Annotated in this window: 16 protein-coding genes; 4 read left to right on the top strand and 12 right to left on the bottom strand. The window is 48.0% G+C overall.

Translation table 11 applies throughout. The features are described 5' to 3' along the window. Window positions 1-11: 11 nt before the first annotated feature. From D3H65_RS09530 to D3H65_RS09545, 5 genes are all read right to left on the bottom strand, one after another. Window positions 12-653 carry a DUF2911 domain-containing protein gene (locus tag D3H65_RS09530; RefSeq protein ID WP_119050085.1) on the bottom strand — a complete coding sequence of 214 codons (642 nt, stop codon included), beginning with the start codon at window positions 651-653 and terminating at the stop codon, window positions 12-14. Window positions 654-662: 9 nt separating this feature from the next. After that, window positions 663-1,691, bottom strand: coding sequence for a cytochrome-c peroxidase (locus D3H65_RS09535; protein ID WP_119050086.1), 1,029 nt, complete (start codon window positions 1,689-1,691; stop codon window positions 663-665). A 4-nt stretch (window positions 1,692-1,695) separates the two neighbouring features. Next, entirely contained in the window at window positions 1,696-2,496 is an 801-nt protein-coding gene (locus D3H65_RS09540) for an MbnP family protein (RefSeq protein WP_119050087.1), read from the bottom strand. Between the two features lie 19 nt (window positions 2,497-2,515). Beyond that, on the bottom strand, window positions 2,516-2,662 hold the full coding sequence (locus tag D3H65_RS32880; protein WP_162915524.1) for a hypothetical protein: 147 nt from the start codon (window positions 2,660-2,662) through the stop codon (window positions 2,516-2,518). Window positions 2,663-2,758: 96 nt separating this feature from the next. Then, complete coding sequence (locus D3H65_RS09545; RefSeq protein ID WP_119050088.1) at window positions 2,759-3,148, bottom strand: hypothetical protein; 390 nt, start codon at window positions 3,146-3,148, stop codon at window positions 2,759-2,761. A 310-nt stretch (window positions 3,149-3,458) separates the two neighbouring features. Between D3H65_RS09545 and D3H65_RS09555 the strand changes: the two genes are divergently transcribed. Further along, window positions 3,459-5,528 carry a hypothetical protein gene (locus D3H65_RS09555; protein WP_119050090.1) on the top strand — a complete coding sequence of 690 codons (2,070 nt, stop codon included), beginning with the start codon at window positions 3,459-3,461 and terminating at the stop codon, window positions 5,526-5,528. A gap of 17 nt (window positions 5,529-5,545) precedes the next feature. After that, window positions 5,546-6,958, top strand: a complete 1,413-nt coding sequence (locus tag D3H65_RS09560; protein ID WP_119050091.1) for a hypothetical protein — start codon at window positions 5,546-5,548, stop codon at window positions 6,956-6,958. 132 nt (window positions 6,959-7,090) lie between these two features. Here D3H65_RS09560 and D3H65_RS09565 read toward each other — a convergent pair whose 3' ends face one another. Next, a complete protein-coding gene (locus D3H65_RS09565) occupies window positions 7,091-15,049 on the bottom strand; it encodes an FG-GAP-like repeat-containing protein (protein ID WP_119050092.1) in 7,959 nt (2,652 codons plus the stop codon). Between the two features lie 96 nt (window positions 15,050-15,145). Then, a complete protein-coding gene (locus D3H65_RS09570) occupies window positions 15,146-15,826 on the bottom strand; it encodes a YceI family protein (RefSeq protein WP_119050093.1) in 681 nt (226 codons plus the stop codon). Window positions 15,827-15,986: 160 nt separating this feature from the next. Between D3H65_RS09570 and D3H65_RS09575 the strand changes: the two genes are divergently transcribed. Continuing rightward, complete coding sequence (locus D3H65_RS09575) at window positions 15,987-16,934, top strand: winged helix-turn-helix domain-containing protein (RefSeq protein WP_119050094.1); 948 nt, start codon at window positions 15,987-15,989, stop codon at window positions 16,932-16,934. A gap of 198 nt (window positions 16,935-17,132) precedes the next feature. Here D3H65_RS09575 and D3H65_RS09580 read toward each other — a convergent pair whose 3' ends face one another. The 5 genes from D3H65_RS09580 to D3H65_RS09600 form a co-directional block, all read right to left on the bottom strand. Then, window positions 17,133-17,831, bottom strand: a complete 699-nt coding sequence (locus tag D3H65_RS09580; protein WP_119050095.1) for a GNAT family N-acetyltransferase — start codon at window positions 17,829-17,831, stop codon at window positions 17,133-17,135. Window positions 17,832-18,083: 252 nt separating this feature from the next. After that, window positions 18,084-18,362, bottom strand: coding sequence for a hypothetical protein (locus tag D3H65_RS09585; RefSeq protein ID WP_162915525.1), 279 nt, complete (start codon window positions 18,360-18,362; stop codon window positions 18,084-18,086). 17 nt (window positions 18,363-18,379) lie between these two features. Then, entirely contained in the window at window positions 18,380-19,621 is a 1,242-nt protein-coding gene (locus D3H65_RS09590; protein ID WP_119050097.1) for a FecR family protein, read from the bottom strand. A 314-nt stretch (window positions 19,622-19,935) separates the two neighbouring features. Continuing rightward, window positions 19,936-20,526, bottom strand: coding sequence for an RNA polymerase sigma-70 factor (locus D3H65_RS09595; protein WP_119050098.1), 591 nt, complete (start codon window positions 20,524-20,526; stop codon window positions 19,936-19,938). A 457-nt stretch (window positions 20,527-20,983) separates the two neighbouring features. Continuing rightward, window positions 20,984-21,202, bottom strand: coding sequence for a hypothetical protein (locus D3H65_RS09600; protein ID WP_119050099.1), 219 nt, complete (start codon window positions 21,200-21,202; stop codon window positions 20,984-20,986). A 389-nt stretch (window positions 21,203-21,591) separates the two neighbouring features. Here D3H65_RS09600 and D3H65_RS09605 point away from each other — a divergent pair, with 389 nt between their 5' ends. Then, window positions 21,592-22,398: a phosphatase PAP2 family protein gene (locus D3H65_RS09605; RefSeq protein ID WP_245999714.1), complete on the top strand. Its 807-nt coding sequence runs from the start codon at window positions 21,592-21,594 to the stop codon at window positions 22,396-22,398. The last annotated feature ends 99 nt before the right edge of the window (window positions 22,399-22,497 follow it).

A 22,497-nucleotide genomic window follows, 5' to 3' on the forward strand; every position in this document is an offset into this window, starting at 1 on the left:
AGTGAATGTTTTTATTTCGCTGATGCAGGCAGGGTGATCCTGATCTTTTCCCATTCCATATTGATGGAACCAGACGTATCAGACAGTTTGGTCACGGTATAATTGAGCCGCTGAACAACTTTGTCAGATACGGTGGGAACTACTTCAAACCTCGCCACATCTTCCTGTTGGTTGTACTGGTCGGCCAGGTGCTGGTCGAACCGGGTATTTAAGATCACGATCCATTTGTCTTTTCCGGGAACGGTGAAGAAAGCATAGGTGCCTGCCTTAATGGGCTGTCCCTGGATATGGATGTCCTTCGAGAAGTTGATGGTAGTGGCACTGTGCGCGCCGGTAACCCATACGGTACCATAGGGCACCAGGCCTCCCCATATGACCCTGTCTTTGGTGCCGGGAGAACTGTATTCAATATGCACATGAGATCTGCCGATATTGGCCATAGCCATCCTGGCAGGGCTTCCCTTCAGGGTGTCCTTGACGATGTAGCCTGCATTCACACTGTCTGCATAATCCGGCTTTCCCTCCATCGGCTGCATGGCCGTCTCTCCATGGTGCTCGTGGCCACCGGCATTCGCAGTTTCCTGCTTTGCATCCTGACCGCCACAGGAGGCAAGTATTGTTAAAGCCAGGACGGTTCTTACAAGTTGTTTCATGATCCTGTTTTATTGTTCAGAAAATCGTTTGTCGGCAATAAACGCCTTGTCGTTGAGTGTTTGCAGAAAGGCCAGGAGTTGTGCCCGGTCTTTTGCGGTCAATGGTATACCCAATTTATTTTCCTTCTTTAGTTGCGCATCGAGGTTGGGTGTAGCCTGCACCCTTTGGGCATAATGCTCCAACACGGCCTCCAGGGTAATAAAACGGCCATCGTGCATATAGGGAGCCGTATACCCCAGGTTGCGCAAGGAAGGCACTTTAAAGGTATACCTGTCGGCCTCATTGAGCGTTATAGTATACCTGCCTTCATCTTTATTGCTGCCAATGCTGATGCCATTGTTGCGAAAGGAATCGTCGGTAAAGAGCGGCTCCTGGTGGCAGGAATTGCAATGCTGTTTAAAGATAACATAGCCGGCCTGCTCCTCCGTTGTAAAGGACTCCCCTTCTTTACGCATCACCTTGTCATATTTTGCATTGGCGCTTACCAGCATGACCATAAACTGCGACAAAGCCTTCATCATTCTTTCGGTATTGATCTCTGCTGTACCAAAGGCCTTTTCAAACAAGGCGGGATAGGCAGGATGCGCCCGCAATTTATTCAATACATTGGTCATGGTCTCATCCATTTCTACGGGGTTGGTGATCGGCACCAGGGGCTGCAGATCCAGGTCAAATACGCCTCCATCCCAGAAGAAAGTTTTGCTCCAGGCCAGGTTGACGATCGCGGGTGAGTTGCGGCTGCCGAGGCGGTCGTCGATGCCATGACTCACATCATGGCCATGCTGGGTAAAACCGGATGACTGGATATGACAGCTGCCGCAGCTTACCGTATTGTCTCTTGACAAGCGGGGCTCGTAAAACAATTTCCTGCCCAGTTCAAACTTTGCCTGGGTGAGCTGGTTGGTGGAAAAGTGATAGACCGGTGCAGGAAAATTGGCCGGTGTTGTAAACCCTGTGAATGCATTAATAAGGCCGCTACTACTGGCCAACAATGTGACGCCCAGGAGTAGGATGGTCATCCAGTGTTTGCTGCCCATGCTGTTAATTTTCGGTGTGGTCGTGATGGAACATGGCAGTATAATTATTGGCCACCCTGGCACTGAATGCGCTAAACATCACGGTACTATTGGCAGCAATGCTCACGTTGGTGTCGCCGGCAAATGCTTTGGCGATATCGACCAGCAGGTGGATATTGGTTTTACGGTCATTGCTTACTTTGGCGATGCCGCCATTGGTAAGGTCGATGGTAACCGTCCTGATATTGTTGATCGTGGGTGCTGAGTAACCGCCAAATCCACCGATATGGTACCGGAACTTATGTTGCCCGCCGGGATCGAGGGGCGCCTGTGGTGAAATGCCTTCCATCTTAAAGAAGATATAACCGCTGTTCCACCCCCAGTACATGCCATCCATTCCGCCGGAAGGATCGAGTACACCTTTACGCTGGCTGATGTCCATGGTGCTGCGCAGGCTGTCGACGCCCAACACGAAACTGAGGGAAGTATACTCCCCTTCCGGCACATTGACCCTGGCAAACCTGGCTTGCGGGTCACCTTCTTTGATCAGGAAATAACTGCTGTCCTGCGGCACGACGTATGCTGTACCATTGGCTGTTGTTAATTGGATATTGCTGACAAAGTATTGCAGGAGCGATACGGAGAAGGTATCTCCGGCAGCATTGGTATAAGAACCCGTATTCAGTTGTAAATTTTGTCCACCGACGATGTGGTCAAATTCTATGGAGAGCGGCGCTTTATTTTCCAGGCTGGCCTTTTTAGCGACACCACTGTTATCAGCGGTTGCCAGCATGATCATCATTATAATGACAGGTATTCCGAACATGATCAATAGTTTTATTGGCTTAATTAAAAAGATAGCTGAGGGCACGCAGGATGGTCTCGTGCTGCAGGTATACCATAGCAAGCGCTACCAGCCACAGGGCTATAGTAACGCGCAGGCGTACCTTTTTCAGCACAGACGGATCGTGCCAGTTTTGATGGCGAACCATTTGTGTAGTTTAAAATGTAGCATAGTAACAAGGCGGCTGTGACAACCCTTCGACAAGCTCAGGGTGACATCACCTTCATTCAACGACCTGGATATGTTATACGAGGGAAGCGGGGGGATGAAAGACATTACCCTTATAACCGGCCGGAAAAGAGGCGGCCTGGTATGTTACAAAGGAAGGAGATACAGGTATTTGTAATGAAATTTGGTATTGCTTGAGTTCTTCGCAATAATCGGCGGGCGGCATGGAAGTAGCGCCTTTTTGATTTTGTGCGTCACCTGTTTCACTGGCTTTGGCCAATTGCTTGCTTAAATGGCATTTACCATTACAATGCATGGCCGGCTTGTTCTTGTTCTCGCAAAGGCTGGTAGCTATATATTCTTTGTTCAACACATAGGCCAGGTATACCACTGGCATGGCCAGCATCTTGGCCAGCATCAGCACAGCGATATAGGCTACTGCAATATGTTGAACGAGCTTCTGCATGATCGCAGCAAAGGTACATGCGAGAGAATAAAATAGTACAAAAACTTACTCTTTTCTGCAAAAAAACCGCCAGCAATTCATACGGCGGTAAGCTATCGGATGTAATGATGCAAGTGATAAATAAAATCCAGGCAGCCAGTGAAGGTGAGGCGAAACGTTACAAATACAGGCTGCTTATCCAATATTTTGCGCGGGTTGCCAGCTTTCTGTATCAGTATAATTACGCATAAAGATAATAGTCACTGATAGCACGCTTAAATAAAATCCGGGCATTGGTTATTTACGTAATTCAGCGTTAAACTATTCTGCCATGGGAGTCTTCCATTATCCTCGTATTAATGTTAATGGCCTGCTTCAGATAAATGTTGGAACGGCCAATAACGGCGACTATTTTAATCTTGTTTTTGGTCCTGATTCGCCTTATGCGCCCGGCAAGCCGGTGATGCTGGCCGATTCGGTCAACGTGCAACCTTATACCTATGGCATGTCGGATGCCGACTGGACAAAGTGGGCGATAACACCCTTACAGGTAGCAAACCCACCCCAACAAAAACAACAGACCATGCTCAGTAAGGGAGAAGGCGTGAGGGCTACCAGGGCGAATGAAAATCCTGTAGTAATTCCAGGCGAATGGAATGTTTATGGCGATATGGGCCTCACCATGATCGATGTGAAGGTAACGGGCATTACTGACCCTGGCGGCCTGCTCCCTCCTACACTTAAAACCTCCCTGCAGCAAAGCATACTGAGCTTCAATAACCGCCCGGGCGGCAACGTTCCTAACCCGGCACCGGGCGCGGGCCGAACCACGGGCGTGATCACGGATGTAAACCCGGAGGATGTTAACAGCTCACAGATATTTGCCGACTTCCTGTCGCTGGAAACCGATGGGGCCTTCCTCTTTTCGGGCAAACCTACCAAGTCGATCATACGCTGGGTCAACTTTCAACGCAATACCAACCTCAAGGGCTCCAATGGTGCTGCGGCTACCTTCCAGATGTGTGTGCCGCTTTCGGAACTGCAGGGACAACCGATCCTGCAAGGCCTGCCGCCCACCTCACCGGAAGGGGCCAAACTAAAAGGCATTGTTTTTCGCTATACACTGTACCGGGGGCTTCAGGAGATCAATGTATATAAATACGATCCTGCAGCATGGATAACTCAAATGGCAGCGCTCTACGCCAAACAAGGATTGAACCCGGATTATTGCCAGTTGCAAGGCACCATTGCACCCTGGTTTGAAGGAGAACCGGAATCCTGTCCGGTTGGCCGTTTTCTTATTCCGCCGGCAACTGGCGGCACCATTCCCATGCCGCCTAATGCTAATGGCAATGGCCCGGTATTTAATCTTGCCCCTGCCATAGTCTATGTCAATCCCCAAACCAGCACCGTATCGGTTGACTTCTCCGCTACCTTTCCGGAACAATACACGGGGAATTATGATCCCAAGAAAACCGATAACAATTACAAATGGGATTTTGGACCTATATCGCTTATGTTACAGGATGCAAATGGGAATGCACCCTACATAAAGCCCATTCCCTACATTTACGCGCCCAATGACCGGCAGGGGTGGATATTCGATTTCCCCATCGACCTCAGCAACTCAGATATACAAAAGTGTCTGCAAGAAGGCAGTTTCGCCGTTTTTGATGATGCAAGCCAAACCTATTTGCAGGAAACACCTTATTTCATTGTATCCGATCAATCGGGCGTCTTTGCAGAGCAGGACGCTTCGCATACGCCCAATAATAAATTCCGCAATGACGGGCCTGATCTTGTCACCACTTCCTTCCTGGTATATAAACGCGGTAAGCTCTTAACGGCTGCTGACCCGGAAAGATTCACGTTGTACTTTTATGATACGACCCCCGCACCGTCGGAAAATGTGCTGAATCCATCACCCTTAATGACCAATTACCAGTCTGGCCAGCCCATCAGCATACCCGTCGGTACGCCAGGCAACCGGCTCATTACCGCTACACTGTCTACTGACCCTCCTCCTCCGACGAGCTACAATGATTTCCAACACGCCACCTCTCCCATCATCAATATCCGTATTCTGCCGACCATCAATTACGAAAAATACTATCAGCCACAGCAAAACCCTGGCGATCCGCGTGTAGGCAACAGCCTGCTTACTTTTGATGTGATCTATAATGAAGTGCTGCGCAACTATTACCTGCTGTACCCTGCTATGAGCCAGCGCATACCGCTCAATGATCCGGAAGAGTGGAAGGATGCAGAAATGGCGGGCCGGCTGATGAAACGCATCAGTCTGGAGAACTGGGGCACGGCCATGACGATGCCCAGAACGAGAGACCTTTCGCAATCGCGCCGGGAACTGCTCACAGCCTGGTGCTTAACATTTTTCCAATAACCATAATCAATTGCTTTATGTTGACGATACGCACATATGTACTTTTTCTGGTAGTTAGCCTGGCTATCAGTGGCGCCTGCGCGCAGGCTCCTTATACAGTAACCGTAAAGCCCTGGGACACCGTTAAGTTCTTCAACGGCTTGCAATCCTTTGCCTGGGGGCAATACCAGGGCAAAATACTCATCGTAGGCGGGCGTACAAATGGCTTTCACCGCACGTCGGACAAAGAACGCACTTTCCCTACGCAATACGACAATCTGCATTTAAGGGTGATCGATCTGGCAAACAAGAAAACCTATAGTGCACCTATTCCCGCTACTTTCCTGCTGCCGCTGAGAACAACCAATACAGCATTTTGCCAGGATGGCAATACCCTTTATATTGTTGGAGGATATGGTTCTACCTGCGATGCTGATTCGGCCTCCTGCTACCAAACCTTTCCCAATCTATCTGCGCTGAATGTATCAGGGCTGATCAATGCCATTGTATCCTATCAAACCGATGGCCTTGACCAATACATCAGCACTATGCAGGATGAACGGATGCGGGTAACGGGTGGATCGTTGGAAAAAATAGGTGATTATTTCTTCCTCGTATTTGGCCAGAACTACAATAGTATTTACAAAGGAGGCATAACCGGTGCTTATACGGAGCAGATCCGCCAGTTTAAGATCAATAATAACGGAGGTAGTTTGTCCATCAGCAATTATGGCGCTATCGCAACACCACTGAAATACCAGGGCCTTTCGCAATTTCATCGCCGTGACCTGAACGTTTTTCCCACCATCCTGTCGGATGGCACACTGGGTATCGGCGCTTTGGGTGGTGTATTTACCAATCAGGCAGGGCCTTTTCCCAACCCGGTAGCCATCTCTTCCAGAAACGGCGGGCTGACGGCAGTTATTGATACCACCTTCCAACAGAAATTCTGTCTATATGATTGTGCCCGCATGCTGATGTATAATCCTTATGCCAGAAGTATGTACACCACCCTGTTTGGCGGCATCACTGATAACTATTTTGATGACAAGGGCAACATCGTACCATCGGACCTGAACAATTTTATGCCCTTCTTTAACCACGTGAGCACAGTGGTCAGGACCAGTACAGGTGGCTATTCAGAATACCCACAATACTCACCAGCCCTGCCGGGGTTTATTGGTTCCAATGCAGCTTTTATACCAATCGCGCGCAGCACAACCTATATGAATTCGCCCAATATCATCGACTATACAAGCCTGCCGCCCTACCGACTTATGCAAGTTGGATGGCTCGTTGGCGGAATTACGGCTACAGCTCCGCAATCCAGCGAAATGAATCCCACTTATTCCAATAAAGTGATCTATGCGGTTTTCGTCACTTCGAACGGGAACAGGTCTGTAAAAGCGGCGAAGCCAGCAAAGAAAGCAATCAAAGGGAAGAGGAAATAGCGATTTAGCCTTTAGCGGTTAGGTATTAGCTGTTAGCGATTAGAATTTAGTGATATATATCAGCAACTAAAAACCTTGTAAGAAAAGCTTACAAGGTTTTTAGTTGCTGCGGCTTTATAGTTTCCGATTGCTTTATTGCTTCATGAACTTTATTTGTCTGTTGGCGCCGGACTTGCTTCTTAATACCGCCACATACATTCCTTTGGATAGCTGGCCAACTGGTATATTAACACTTGTTTGATTGAGCACGCTGCGTACGATAAACTTATTACCGCTGCTTACACTGGCGATCTCTACAGTCTCCCAGTTATCGCTCAATTGCAATTGATCAATATGGAGCATGCTTTGCACCGGATTGGGCGCTATCCTGCCACCAGTGAGCCCGTTGACCACAAAGGATACAGGCGTACTAAAGACAGTCAAAGTACCTGTACATGGAAAATTACCTGAATAGCGCACCTTGAGCATGTCTCCGGTTTCAGCCGGTGTATAGATTAATGAGTAACCTGTTGCTCCGGGTATATTCTGCCAACCGTGCGTGGCCGTACTATCCTGCCACTGATACGCTGGTGTACTGCCGCCGTTGGGGGTGGCGGCAATGATCATTGTACTGCTGCCTTGATCCACCGTTGTATTGCCACTAAGCACTACCAATGGTGTAACCGAAGCGTATACAGTAACAGTTATTGCATTACTGGTTACTGAAGCGCCAGGTGCACAGGAAGCATTGGGGGTTAATATCACCCTGACTATTGAGCCATTCGTAAGGGAGCTGGTAGTAAAGGTGCTTGAATTTTGTCCTGCATTTACTCCATTGACCTGCCACTGGTAAGTGGGCGCACTGCCACCATTGACGGATGTTGCCGTAAAGGTGACATTGGAACCGGCACAGATAGTAGTGGCGGAGGCTGTAATGCTTACAGATGGGGTAATACCTGTAGTAACAGTTACCGGAATACTATTGCTGGCAGCCGTAGCAGATGAAACACAACCGGCATTGCTGGTCATGATCACCTTTACAACATCCGCATTGGCGAGACTATTGCTGGTAAAGGTATTCGAGTTCTGTCCTGCATTGACACCATTCACCTGCCACTGGTAATTAGGTACGCTGCCACCGTTGACGGGTGTTGCCGTAAAGGTGACATTGGAACCGGCACAGATGGTAGTGGCGGAGGCTGTAATGCTTACAGATGGAGTTACTCCTGTGGTGACAGTCACCGAAATACTATTACTGGTAGCTGTAGCAGATGACACACAACCGGCATTGCTGGTCATGATCACTTTTACTACATCCGCACTGGTGAGGCTATTGCTGGTAAAGGTATTGGCGTTCTGTCCTGCATTGACACCATTGACCTGCCACTGGTAAGTGGGCGCACTGCCACCATTGACGGGGGTTGCCGTAAAGGTGACATTGGAACCGGCACAGATAGAGGTGGCGGACGCTGCAACGGACACAGAAGCCGTGAGGGATGTACCGACAGAAACAGGGACGATATTACTTTTTGTAAGCATATCTGTTACACAGCTCTGCGTAGTAAACATGGTAGCATAAACCTTATCGCCATCCGCAAGGGTAGAGGAACTGAAGGTATTGCCATTGGCGGAAGCTCCCATATCATTGACAAACCAAAAATAGGATGGATTCGTAATGCTGGTGGGGGTAGTGGCTGTAAAAGAAACTTTTGTACCGGGGCATATAGATGTGGCTGAGGCCGTTACCGTAACCACGGGAGTAATATTGGGTGTAACTGCGGCAGTGATCGTGTTACTAATGACAGAAGGCGTTGTTGCACAGGCAGCACTGGTGATAAGGGATACGGTCACTTTGTCCCCATCATTAAGCGCAGTGGTCGTAAAAGTATTTATATTCTGTCCCACATTTACGCCATTGACCTGCCATTGATAAGCAGGAGTATTACCTCCATTGACAGGCGTGGCTGTATATGTTACGGCTGTGCCGGCACAGAAAAGGGCTTCAGAAGCTGTTATGCTTACTGATGGAGTAACCGGTGCACCACCTGTTAAGGTTATAACATTACTTGTAACTGAAGGCTCCACTGTACAGGGTGCATTGCCGGTCATGATCACTTTTATGGCATCGCCGCCAGTCAGGGTGCTAGATGTAAAGGTAGGGCTGTTTTGACCTACGTTGATGCCATTGACCTGCCATTGATATACCGGTGTGATGCCGCCATCTTTCGGTGTGGCCGTAAAGGTAACCGTGCCGCCGGTGCACACATTGGTGGAGGAAGCGGTAATGCTTACTGAAGGCGTTACAGGCATCTTAGGATCGCCGGGAGCACTACCTCCTATAGTGATCACATTGCTAAAGACCTTATAAACGGAGGAACACCCATTACTGGAATTTAAATCCAGTAAAACTTTGACCGTATCGCCATTCCTGAGGCTGTGCTCATCGGATGAAAAGGTGCTTTTGTTTTCTCCAGCTCCCGAGGTATTAACTACCCATTGGAACATAGGTGTAAGTCCTGCATTAACTGGTGTTGCAATAAAGCTGATCTTCCCATCTGAACAACCAATGTCGGGTGAGGCTTTTATGGTAACAGATGCATCGAGTATTGATCTGACTGTTACGGGAATGATATTGCTGACAACCGTTGGTGTGGATGCACAGGCGGCATTGCTGGTCATGACCACTTTTACTTCATCACCGTCATTGAGGGTATTGGTACCAAAAGTACTGGCGTTCTGCCCTGCTGCTATCCCATTCACCTGCCACTGGTAAGTGGGCGTACCGCCACCGTTGACCGGTGTAGCTTCAAATGTTATATTTGAGCCAGCACAGAGGGTGTCGTGAAGGGTAGCGATCACTACTGATGGCAGCACGCCTGTATTGCTGATATTGAGCTTGTAGACCCTGACCGTCTGCAAATTATTATCCAGGCAACGGTACTTATAGTTGTTCCAGGAGGCTGGAACATCAATCAGTCGAAGTTTGTCGGAAGTAGCGCCGGAGAAATTACTATTGTCTTGAATATTTACGAAACCATTGCCATTATCCTGCTGCCATTGATAGGTGAAAGCTGTAAGGCCGGCGAGTAAGGTAGTATCAGCCTGCTGGCAAAGTTCTACCACTACTGTATCTTTTGCCATTTTGTTGAGTTCTACACTTCCCCCACCGCTGATCATATCCAATGCACCATCGCCATCCATGTCTACAAACTTAGTACCATCTATCCCAGGCTTGATTTTCACTTTTTCTTTCAATGTTATATTGCCTGGCGTACTTATATTTTTATATATAAAATTTCCCAAATTCGCCCAACTAAAAGAACCAACTACAACCTCCGGTCTGCCATCGCCATCCAAATCCCCTACCCCCACTTTTGTGCTACTAACGTCCTGCATCCACATGTAAATTTTCGTAGAAAAGGAGTAATTTTCAGTGGCTGTTACATTTCGCCCAATGGAAATAGTGGCAGGCCCAGTACTACCAAGGGATATATCTGTCCTTCCATCTCCATCGAGGTCACCATATGCCATTGTTATTGCCGATCCGGCCATACCAACCCCGGGAGTCAGGGTCATATCAATTGTTCCGGGAGCTCCTGTATTTTTAAATACTACAACTCCTTCACCTGTATTGTAGAAACCTGAGGCACGTAGCATTACTTCGGCCCTTCCATCATTATCTACATCCTCGCAAGTAACTCCATAGGGGAATCCATTATATGCATACTCAAGGGGGTCTGCAAAACTGATCTTTCCCGGTGTGCTCAGGTTTTTCAGGACGGTAAACCGTAAAGCATTTGAGGTGGAGAAAATGACATCCGGCCTTCCATCGCCATCAACATCGCCGATGGCGATATCAGTGCCTGGCCGTAAGTCATCAACGGCTTTAAAGGTAATTCCTGCTGCAAAGGTGATAGCTGCAGTGGTAGTATTTCTAAAGGCCTGGAAAGTGTTGGTGGTAGCGCTCAGGGCAACCACATCGATGAGACCATCCCCATCCAGATCGCCGGCAGCAGTGGTGATAGCTCTCTCCACCATACCGAGATCAATTGGTGCCCCCAGGCTCACGGTGCCTATTGTACTGGTGTTCCTGTTTACAAAAACACCCTGTTGGTAATGAACTGACATAAGATCGTTTTTCCCATCCCTGTCCAGGTCGGCAAGACTAGTCAATGCACCGGGCATCGACACCTGAATGTTTACAAAAGAGGTATCCGAAAAGCCGGCCTGATTGCCCGGGAAAGTAACGACAAAATGTTTCCCGGCATAAGCAGTACGGCTATTGGTAGTAACGGAGATCCAATCGGGGGCTGCTCCCGCAGGAACAGTAATGGTAAGAGATGTACTGGTAGCTGAGACCACGTTGGTCTTTACGCCGCCGAAAAATACAATGTTATTAGTGGGTACAGGATCGAAACCTGACCCGGTAAGCACCACCTGAGCCCCTACAGGACCAGCAGCTGGGGAAAAGGAAGTGATCTTTGGAATGGCACCAAAGACAAAACCATCCATTTCGGCGGTGCCAAATTGATTGGTGATCGCCAGGTTGCCGGTAGCACCAGTTCCTACAGTTGCCCGGATAGTAGTATCGTTGACAACGGTAAATGCAGCAGCTACTCCTCCAAAGTTTACCGCAGTAACGCCTGTAAAATTGCGGCCTTTAATAGTCACCACCTCATCTTTCGATGCATTGGCGGGCGTAAACTCACGGATATATGGTTTTGCAATGGTCTGATTGGTATAAATGGAAAGCCGGGCTCTTTCTGGCTTATCAATGATAACCGGATCGGGTCGGCCATCGCTATTGAGGTCGCCTATAGAAATCCTGAACCTGAAATCCCTAAAACTATAGGTACCAGGAAAGTGGTTAACAGATGGTTCAAATTCAATATTGCCTGTCGTTGAAATATTGGTGAAGGTTACAAAGTGGAATTTATCAGTAGAAGCCGCTATTTCCGGTTTGCCATCGCCATTTAGATCGGCCAGGGTAAGGTCATAGGTTATTCCTGGCATGGCATATTCCTTTGCATTGGCAAAAGCGATCGTATTGCCGGTGCTGGTGTTCCTGAATACTTCTATTTTACTGCCACTCTGTGAGCCTGCCAGGATATCGGGCAAGCCATCACCATCCACATCGCCAGTAGTTAGTGTATAAGGTGTGTTGGCAGGCAGGGTGATAGCAGGAGTAAAGCCAACTTGGCCTTTTGTACTGGTGTTTTTATACACCGTTATGCTTCCGGTAGCAGGATTATACTGTATGATATCAGGCCGGCCATCGAGGTCAATATCAGCCAGGGCCAGATCGTATCCGCCGTAGGGTAAAGAAATCAGTTCAAAAGCCAGGCGACCGGGATCGCCTATATTCCTGTATACAAACATCACATCCTGGCAAGCAAATACCACATCTGTTTTTCCATCTTTATCTATATCATTCACTGCTACGGTATGGTAACTTCTTGCTTCGACGCCAGCACTAAAAGTAATACGTTCATTATCAAATAGGGAGGGTGCGCCAGGAGTAGAAGTATTCCTGTGGATCTCAATGGCACTTCCGGCTGATATGAATTCAGACTTTCCATCTCCATCCAGGTCAGCTAAAGTAAAAGAGGAGGTTAATGGGGCTGCTTTCAGAAAGGGGTCAAAAGACAAAGTATTACCAGTGCTTGTATTGACTAAAACATCGGTCTTAGCGTCGCCAAACCATCCATCGGTTATTAACAGATCCTCTTTGCCATCGTCATCTATATCAGCCACCGCCTTCTCATAATACTCACGCCATACGCCCGGTCCTTCTGTAGTAATATTGGTCTTTACAAAGGAAGCAGGTGTGATAGCGCCGCCACCTGCGAAAGTGGTTTGGAAAGTACGGGATGAAAAAGCCGTAAGGCCATTCGTCGTTACAGTAATATTGTGTGCAGTTGCGCCAGCGGGAACAGTAACGATCAGGGATGTGGAACTGGCAGCCGTTACTGTAGCGCGCAGGGAACCAAACATGACAATATTCTCTCCAGTCACGGGACGAAAATTCGTTCCAATAATCGTAACCGAGGTACCAATGGGTCCGGATGAGGGTGTAAAGGAGGTAATGGCAGGCGGATCAGCATAGGTAAAGCCTGCCCTTGAGGCCGTATTGCCCGGCGCTGATACCACAACACTGCCAGTAGCACCCAGGCCTACCTGGGCTGTCATGCTATCGGCCGTGATAACGGTAAAGGATACAGCTGGCATACCCCCAATGGTAACTCCTGTAACATCCAGGAGCGAAGTTCCTTTTATTTTAAGGATCGTACCCTGTGTACCTATTGCGGGTGAAAAAGTTGCAATGGCGGGAATAGCCGTATAACCGGACAACTGTGCGATACCGCCTTTAGTTCTGACCTCAACAACACCTGCTTTTCCTGAAGGTGCAATGACAGTTATAATAGTAGATGAAACGACTGTATAGGTAGCTTGTATACCTCCAATGGTAACGCTTTCAACTGCCAGAAAGTTGGAACCTGTAATCGTGATCACAGTACCGGCTGTGGCAGCAACCGGTGCAAAAGATGTTATTGCGGGAGGTGGCAAATAAGTAAATCCCGGCAAGGAGGCTATGCCTCTAAAGGGAGTAACCACTGCTATATTACCAGAGCTTCCGGTTCCCACAACAGCAGTAATGGTGTTATCGTCAACAACGGTAAATGAGCTGGCCGGTGTTCCTCCAAAAGATACGGCAGTGGCCCCGGTAAAATGCGCACCATTGATGGTTACAATGGTTGCCGGTTTGGCTGCCGGCGGTGTAAAGGAGGAAATGTAGGCGGGTTCATTATAGTCCTGGTACTGTATGGCGGTATCTGTATTAATTCCATTAGAAGCTACCAGCATAATGGTATCGCGCAAGGGATATGCTGACCGGATATATGATGCGTGATAAGTATTTGTTATCAGGGTATCATTCTTAAACCATTTAAAACTATAGCTGGTTTTGGAATGGTTGGTCAGGTTGACCGTTCCTGTGGTATACAGACCCGTCGTGTCTTTACTGAAGAATGCTTTGGGCAAGGGGGTGCCGCCGCCATTGGTGGAAAGCTCCAAAAAGCCATGTCCGCCACCGGCCCACAACTGGTTACTATTGTAACAGAAAAGATCATCCAGTCCAAACTGATCATAAGAAAAATTGTTATCCCTTGGCAAAGGCTCCCAGATCTTTCCTGCGTCGGTAGTTTTATACACAGTATAGGAAGTACCCAGGGAGTAGCCTGTTTGGTTGTCAGTAAAAATAAACTTTGGACTGAAAAAAAGAACGGCTGGATCGTTTTGCTTTGTCCAGGAAGCACCTCCGTTCACAGTCTGGTAGAATCCCTCCTTTGTACTTAACCACCCTGTGGTGGCTGTTAAAAAGTAAGCGCTGTATAAACTACCTGTTGGCAGGGTAACAGGCTGCCAGCTGGCGCCTCCATTGGTAGTCTTATACATATTGTTGGTGCCGTCACCGCCGATAGAAGTGGCACTAAAAATAAAAACATTGTTAGCGTCTATGGCCTGTACGTGATCCAGATCGCCGCCGGATGTTTGATTGTAAACAACTGACCAGGATTGACCACTATTCACCGTTTTCGTGACATGTTTTCGATCAATAGCGTATCCTACAGTACCGTTTTGCGGGAAGCTCATTGCTTCTATACCTGAGCCTATATTATTGGCATCTATAGGACGAAAATAAGCCACCCGAAAAGTGTTTCCACCATCAGTTGAACGAAATATGATTGCATCCCCAACCCTTTGGCCATACATAAGGATGGTTTGCTGATCAAGTGCCTGCATCCCATTGTTTACATATCCCAATAAACCGATGAGGGGGGATCCGGTGAAATCTATATTTCCGTTGGTAAGGTATTTCCGGGTAAAGCTGCGTCCGGAATCGGTTGTATATCCAATCCAGTCGTGAAAAGCTACATATCCTGCGGATGGAGAATAAAAACTAATGCTCTTTATGGGGTTATGCTCTGGGGAATCATCCAGGTACACCTGCCGCATCTGAGCATCGGCAACGGCTGTAATAAATTGGATAGCAAGGAATAATACACAAAAAAAGGGTACTCTTCCGCGAAAGAGTATGGATTTAGGGGGCATAAACAGGGAGTTTCGGGGTCCAAAAATAGCCGATCGCCTGTGATTGCAGAAATATTAAATATCCCTATCCGTTACCCTTCGCGGAAAAGTGGTTTCCTACCCCTTAGTTTTTTTAAATACCAGGTCCAGGCGAATGGGTACCAGGTCGGAAATAGCATCGTCCTTGAGATTGAGGAATATATTGCCCGACTTATAATTGACGCCCCATTTGGTACGGTCGATGATCATAGAGGCACGGGCCCTGATAAGTTCTCCGGTGGCCTGGAGGGTAGCCGGGAAGGTGATCTCGCGGACAATATTCTTAAGGTTGAGCTGACCGGTGATGGTAAAGCTGCTGTCGTTGGCGCCGGGCGTTGCTTTCAGCATCGTAAAATAAGCTTTGGGAAATCTTGGCACATCAAAGAAGTCGGGATCTTTTAAATGCTTTACCAGGCCATCTTCCGCTCCTCTGTTGTCCGGGTCGGTAGACAGGATGGTATTCATGTCGATCACAAAATAGCCACCCACCCATTTGCCACCGGCATCGGCTGCGAGGTTGCCCGATACAGGCCTCAAGGTACCTGCATGCCCACCTCCGGTAACAGTGTTGCCTTTCCAATATATAAAGCTTTCTTTTGGCTGCAGCTCATAACCTGTTGCCGCAGCAATGGGTTCAGGAGCTGCCACGGCTGCTGTAACCAGTTTGGCGGGGATGGCTTTTTCTGTCTCCCGGCAGGCGGTGAAATGATAAATACCGAACAGGCATAAGGCTGATAAAAGGAACTGTTGTGTACGCATAGTGCATTAAGTTTTAGGTGCAGACCAGGCGGAGGGCCTGTACTGCAAACCTAGCGGCACACCTGTGCAGGAGTGGTAAAAGGGTAGTAAATTCTATGTAAACGACTGTAAAATCTGTGCAAAGCCGGATCCTGGCGGCGTAAATACGCTATTTTTACGTATGCGATGGAAGACCCTGCTGGCTATGGCTGTAGCCCTTGTGCTGATCATTTCCTGGACCGCTACGCGGGAGGGGAAATCAATACCGGCTTATGACAAAGCGAATGAAATGATCATGATGCGGAATATCGGGCACCAGCTGCTCCTGCATGTGGGCGACTCCACTTCCCGCGTACTGCCTGTTCAACAGACCGGGGAACATGAATACGTATTGCGTTTTGCCAGCCCCTTCACTTTTGTTCCCGATTCGCTGGTAAAAGCCATCGACCGGGTGGTCAAAAAACACCGGCTCCCTCCTACCTACCTGGTGGAAGTGATCACCTGCCTCAACGATGATGTGGTATTTGGCTACTCTATTTTCAAGGATAGCACCAATAATATTGTGCCCTGTAGAGGCAGAGCCCAGGTAATGGGTTGCTATAAGATCAAACTGCAATTCCCTGCTACAGCTGAGGCCGCTGTCCCTGATTACTTCCTACCCGGCAGCCTGGCAGCCATCTGCTTATCCTTGCTGGTAAGATTCCTGTATAAAAAAAGGAACAACACCCATAGCGGAGGCGCGTCCATTGCATTCGCAACAGCGCCCGCCCCTGCAACGGCTACTACCGATCCCGATCCGGAACCAACGCTGGAAGTACCGGCTAATTTTATCCCACTGGGGCGCTACCGCTTTTATACAGGCAGGCAACAACTGCAATTTGACCAGGAGACGATACCGCTTACAGCCAAAGAATCGAAGTTGCTACAGGTTTTTGCCGCCAGTCCTAATGTAGTGATCGACCGCGACAGGTTGTTGAAAGAAGTGTGGGAAGATGAAGGGGTCATTACGGGACGCAGCCTAGACATGTTTGTGTCGAAGCTACGCAAGCGATTGCAATTGGATGCCGGTATCAGCATCATTAATGTACATGGCAAGGGATACAAACTGGCCATTGATGATTCAAAATAAAAAACCCTTCCCGATGGTTAGTCAGGGAAGGGATGTAAGGATAGAATAAGGCTCAAGGCTAACAGAAAAGAAGGTTTAATATCTTGAGTCGGAAAGTCCGTCCCGATAGCTATCGGGACGGAAGACCGAAAGAAAAACTTTTTAGGCGGCTTCGACAAGCTCAGCCCCGCTAAGGCGGGGTAAACTCTGGCAATTAGATCAGCCGGTCACTGTAGGCACATGGTCGTGCCGGTATATATTTATTTTACCCGGATAATCTCTCACTGTTTTATTCAGCACAAACCCGGCTTCCTGCAGGAGGTGATTGGACCTTCTGTCGGTAGCTGCTGCTTTACAAAATACCCGTTTGATGCCCGGAAAGGAAAAGAAACTATACAGGCAACTATTGAGTGCACTGGCAAAGTAACTCATAGGTGCATCAAAGTGGGGCGAAAACAAAAAGTGAATGCAATAGTCGCCCGATTGAATATCTTCTTTAAGGCTTATTTCATCCTGGTCGGCCCGTATGATATCAATTTGCAAAATGGGTGTACCATCTACTTCTGCCAGCAATGACTGACTGTAATCGGCAGTGAGGAGATCATGGTATGCTTCGAGCAATTGCTGCACAGGCGAAAAAGGATTTTTGCCGGGTGCGGTACAATATTCCTGGATCCAGTTATAAATAACCGGCAGGTCGAGTGGTATACAAAAAGGCCTTAAAGCGAATACGCGGTGGTCACCCGGCAGCCGCCCATAAAAGAAGGGCGTGTACCGGATACCCGGATCGAGGGGACTGCACAATAGTTTCTCAGTAAATGGACGCATAGCAATAAGGTTCACATCACGATATAGGAACTGCTCAACAAGGCGGCGAACTCCGTCATGTGTAAGCATTAACTGTCTGGTGTTGTCCATGGTAGCAATATTGAACTGAATTAGTCAAGTATGCTATCAAAGGGTCGGTCATTAGGATGTAGAGTGTTGCTATGGAGAGTCTCCAAATCTAACTTTATATACGAACGTATGAAAAACTATTACCGTAGCGGAACGTTGTTTTTTATTGATTTAGTCACTAATGTTTAAACAACTGTAGGGGAAAACACTTACGAATATACGTATGGTGTACCTATACGCTTAAACGATTTGCGCTATACCAGGGAGAGATCGTTAATTGAGGGGATTACTGGCCGGGGAATTATGTTGTTCTTTGGCAATCAGGGTGGCAATCTGTTCCCATGTTTTGTATCTGTTGCCGGCGTAGTCGGCGAGCGCCTGTTTGAGCTGGCCGGACTCGATCAGTTTTTCAAAGAGGGCCCTATTCTCTCCGGCATCGTTTACCCAGTTGTCGAGTTCGATCTGTTCAATACCTGTGAGCCCATCCCGCATAAATTTGAGGATGAGTTCGGCTTTTCTTTTGATCATATTGTTCTCCATCGTAGGTTTCATTGTTGTTAGAACGGGACTTACCGACTGACAATAACTTTATTGCCTATGATGGCAAATTGAACACGACTAAGCTGCTCGAGGTATCTTAATAACTGTGATAAAGGGGTATTTCTTTCGATAGTGCCGGTAAACAGGTCGCTGATATCATCTTCATAAATAACCTCTATATCGTACCACCGCTCCAGCTGTTTCATGACCTGGTCAATATTGGCGTCTTTAAACCTGAATAAGCCTTCTTTCCAGGCAATGGCTTCGGCAGTATGGGCATTGTTGTATATCGCGAGCTGGCCATTGTTTTCCAACCGGCCCTCCTGGCCGGGTATCAGGGTAAGTTCATTGGCTCCGTGGGTGAGTTGAAGCACGCCCTCCAGCAAGGTGGCGTGGATATGGGCATCATCGTCATACGCTTTCACATTGAAGCGGGCTCCCAGCGCCCGTATTTCGGCATTTCCTGTATCGAGACTCACGACAAAGGGCAGAACGGCGGCGGAGTCTCCGGGGGGCGGCGCAGCATTGCCAGCCAGGGGAGTTGGCAACCTGGTCACTTCAAAATAGGCTTCTCCCTGTAATTCCACGCGGCGATCCATGCTTCCAAATACGACGGGATAGCGCAGGGTGGATCCAGCGTTCAACCAAACCCTGCTCCCATCGGGCAATATCACTTTATATTGCCCTTTCCGGGGTACGCGGATGGTATTGTAATAGAGACTGTCTCCGGCATACGTGGAATAATAGGAAAGCCATCCGTTCTCTTTGAACACACGGGTACGTCCGTTGGCATCGGTAGCGAGTACACCGTTGATGGTATCTACCAGGATAATAACAGACCTATCATCAAGTGTCAGTTTGGCTTGTTCGCAACCTGGCCATACCTCATTGCTGAATCGCCTGGGCAGGGCCATGGCCATGTTGCGGGATGTATTATTCATATGTTGCCAGCATATCCAGGCACCTGCCAGCAGGATCACTGCTATACCGGCGCCGATTATCCGGCGGCGCCAGCGGAACCACCATCCAGACTGCTGGATGTTATTGATGGCTATGGATGCCTGTATCTTATTCAGTATCTTCTTTCTCTTTTCATCATACCTGTTCAAGGCGCTGCGCAGGTGTTCGGGATTTGTAAGGGATTCAAATAAGTGGCGGTTATCATCGGATTCGCTGATCCAGTCATCCAGTTCCTGCTGTTCCATTGGATTCAGGGAACCCTTCAGGTGTCTGGTGATGAGATCGGCCTTTCGTTTTGCAATGTTGTCCATGGGAAGAGGTTTTGTCCGGTGCTGATAGTATGTTACTTACAACGAAGAAAATTGGCCTGGATACCAACGCTGCAAAGTATTTTATTTGAATAAAAAATCCCGGCCTAAACGGGAAAGGCCGGGATAAGAGAGCCAGACTTGTTTATAGTCCGGATGAGATGTACTGTTCACACATAATAAAATGCATTGATACAGTATAGAAAAAAAATGAGCGGTAATCACCCAGGGGCCGCCAGACATTGAAGCTTCGGGGGATCGAAGTATAACGAATGAGGTGGGTCAGTGTACCATAGGTAATGACAAAAAAGTTATGATCAGGCCATTTTTTGGGTCAGCACGGAGAGGCGGAGGAATTTCAGTGCGATGGTCTTTTGGTTTTGTACCGTTTGAATGCTGATGTTTAACTGCGCTGCTATTTCGCCATTTTTCATGCCATCGAGATAGGACAGTTTAAAGATGATCTTTCGCTGCGGGGGCAGGTTTTCTATTTCCTCGTATATGCGGCTAAGTAATTCCCCTTCTACCAATCCATTCACAAAACGGGTAGCGGCAGCCATGGGGGAATTGTTGCGGGCCACCATCGATTCATCGTCTTCCATGAGGAGTTGTATCAATTGCTGGTGTTTGCCTGCTTTCCATTTTTGGTGGCGCAGGGCATCGATACAGGCGTTGCGGGTGGTAACATGCAGAAAGGTTTTGATCTTATGAATATTATCGAAGTTGGCGCGCAGTTTCCACAGCTTCACAAATGTTTCTGCTGTGATATCCCTGGCCTCCTGGGAATCGGGCACAAAATGCCTGGCGTAATAATAGATAGCAGTATAATGCAGGTTGTATATTTCTGCAAAGGCAGTTTCCACTCCTTGCCGGAACAGTTGTATTAATGCGTCTCCCGCTGATTTCATGAACAGGTCATTACAGGTTACCAGTGAATAAAAGAGTTGATCAGACTTGTGCTAATAATAAACCATAACCGGCATTGGGGAATCACTTCAAAAGGACGACGCAGTGAAGGTTGGGGTTATTTAAAGTCCGGCAGCAGACCTATACAACAGGAGAAGGCCGCGATAACCCCTGGCAGAAAAAAGGATTCCCTATTAAAGATAACAAACTAACGGGAATCTGGCATGTGGCTGCGCATTTTTCCGGGTGGAGCTGATCCACCGGAACCTTAACCTGGTGCAATGGAAAACTGGCTTTCCAACTCTTTTCGTTGCTTTGTGAAGCAGTAAAAAACCCGTTCATTTTTACCATTACAACCTAAACGAAAAGAAGTATTGCGTTTAAAAGTAGGGAAAAAATTGCTTCCGGCAGGAATAATCGGGAATGTTCTGTGTATTTGGGCTATATATCGGAATAACGTTATACAATGGCCCAGCGTCCGTCCTTGTCTATCGAGTAATGCAACCCATTGCTCATTACATGCACTTCCTTATTTGTTTTCGGATCTGTATGGGAGCTTTTTTCATAGACCCGGATGCCATTGTTTTCCCGGGTGAGGTAAACGATCAATGCATTCATGGTGGGTGCAATTTCATGCAGCCACTGCTCATCGCTTTCTTTGACAAAGGCCTGACTCATGCGTTGTATACCACAAAAACAGTGCCCGTGGATGAGTTGAGGGTTAGGAGGGTCGGGAGTCAGGAGTTGGCAGTCAAGAGTTGGTAAATGAATGATGAAAAGGCAGCTTTTGGAGGCTGCGATAACATTAAGTTTTTTTTAACCGTATGTAAACTGCCGGAGAAAGGGCTTTCCGCAGGCTGCCGCCTGCCTTTTCCGGGTGCCAGTAACCTCCTGACATTCACTGCCCTACAAGACAATTAAGAGGAATAACAGGCTGATTGATCGCTCCTGATACATGAGTAATAACTCTTATCCTGCCGGATTGACACGGACTGGCGGGCATTCCCCTTCAATTTTTCTTTAAAATTTACGTTTAGTTTGCAATAATTAAAGCCCACTACAAATTCATGCATTATCGGTTAAAAGCTATGGCTGTGGTATTGATAACATGCCCGGCCCTGACCCCTGTTTGTGCACAATTCGCGGACTCTACCGGCAAGGTGATCCCTGCCGGGGATACGGTATCCAGGAAGATCAACTGGAGTACGCCGGTGGCATCCAATGCATTTCCGCTAAAATCATTCATTATCCCGGCGGCCCTGATCTCCTATGGAGTAACTTCCCTGGGCTTTCATGAACTGAAGGATTTCAACAAAAATCTCAATGAAGAGATCGCGATGGAACATCCGCACCAAAAACTTTCCATCGATAACTATCTTCAATACGCTCCTGCACTGGCTGTATATGGTTTAAATGCAGCCGGCATACATGGCAAACATAATTTTAAGGACAGGACCATTCTATATGGTATGTCGATGCTGATCTCGAACAGTGCTGTCTTCTCCATCAAAAAGTTCAGCGGAGAACAGCGGCCTGACGGATCTGATAAATATTCCTTCCCTTCGGGCCATACGGCCAATGCTTTTGTAGCTGCGGAGTTCATGCGGCAGGAGTACAAAGATGTGAGTCCCTGGTATGGTGTAGCGGGATATGCTGTAGCCGTCACCACCGGTTACCTGCGCATGTATAATAACAAACACTGGTTCAGTGATGTGGTAGCAGGCGCCGGCGTAGGTATCGCCTCTACCCGACTGGCTTACTGGCTATACCCGATCATACAAAGAGGGCTCTTCAAAAACAAGCATCCCAATACGGCGATCATGCCTACCTACCAGGATGGGGCCGTAGGGCTGGGATTTGTCCATAAGTTTTAGACGGGACCGGCAGCCGGCAATCTGAACCGGCAGTGGATGTGTATGATTATGCAGAATAAGAAGTATTGTATACTTTTATAGCTGCTGATAATCAAAACC

Source organism: Paraflavitalea soli, from assembly GCF_003555545.1.
Classification (GTDB): Bacteria; Bacteroidota; Bacteroidia; order Chitinophagales; family Chitinophagaceae; genus Paraflavitalea; species Paraflavitalea soli.

Bases quoted from the DNA above. Each gene is read 5' to 3' on its own strand.
- D3H65_RS09530 (WP_119050085.1), bottom strand. From the start codon at position 653: ATGAAACAACTTGTAAGAACCGTCCTGGCTTTAACAATACTTGCCTCC.
- D3H65_RS09535 (WP_119050086.1), bottom strand. From the start codon at position 1,691: ATGGGCAGCAAACACTGGATGACCATCCTACTCCTGGGCGTCACATTG.
- D3H65_RS09540 (WP_119050087.1), bottom strand. From the start codon at position 2,496: ATGTTCGGAATACCTGTCATTATAATGATGATCATGCTGGCAACCGCT.
- D3H65_RS32880 (WP_162915524.1), bottom strand. From the start codon at position 2,662: ATGGTTCGCCATCAAAACTGGCACGATCCGTCTGTGCTGAAAAAGGTA.
- D3H65_RS09545 (WP_119050088.1), bottom strand. From the start codon at position 3,148: ATGCAGAAGCTCGTTCAACATATTGCAGTAGCCTATATCGCTGTGCTG.
- D3H65_RS09555 (WP_119050090.1), top strand. From the start codon at position 3,459: ATGGGAGTCTTCCATTATCCTCGTATTAATGTTAATGGCCTGCTTCAG.
- D3H65_RS09560 (WP_119050091.1), top strand. From the start codon at position 5,546: ATGTTGACGATACGCACATATGTACTTTTTCTGGTAGTTAGCCTGGCT.
- D3H65_RS09565 (WP_119050092.1), bottom strand. From the start codon at position 15,049: ATGCCCCCTAAATCCATACTCTTTCGCGGAAGAGTACCCTTTTTTTGT.
- D3H65_RS09570 (WP_119050093.1), bottom strand. From the start codon at position 15,826: ATGCGTACACAACAGTTCCTTTTATCAGCCTTATGCCTGTTCGGTATT.
- D3H65_RS09575 (WP_119050094.1), top strand. From the start codon at position 15,987: ATGCGATGGAAGACCCTGCTGGCTATGGCTGTAGCCCTTGTGCTGATC.
- D3H65_RS09580 (WP_119050095.1), bottom strand. From the start codon at position 17,831: ATGGACAACACCAGACAGTTAATGCTTACACATGACGGAGTTCGCCGC.
- D3H65_RS09585 (WP_162915525.1), bottom strand. From the start codon at position 18,362: ATGAAACCTACGATGGAGAACAATATGATCAAAAGAAAAGCCGAACTC.
- D3H65_RS09590 (WP_119050097.1), bottom strand. From the start codon at position 19,621: ATGGACAACATTGCAAAACGAAAGGCCGATCTCATCACCAGACACCTG.
- D3H65_RS09595 (WP_119050098.1), bottom strand. From the start codon at position 20,526: ATGAAATCAGCGGGAGACGCATTAATACAACTGTTCCGGCAAGGAGTG.
- D3H65_RS09600 (WP_119050099.1), bottom strand. From the start codon at position 21,202: ATGAGTCAGGCCTTTGTCAAAGAAAGCGATGAGCAGTGGCTGCATGAA.
- D3H65_RS09605 (WP_245999714.1), top strand. From the start codon at position 21,592: ATGCATTATCGGTTAAAAGCTATGGCTGTGGTATTGATAACATGCCCG.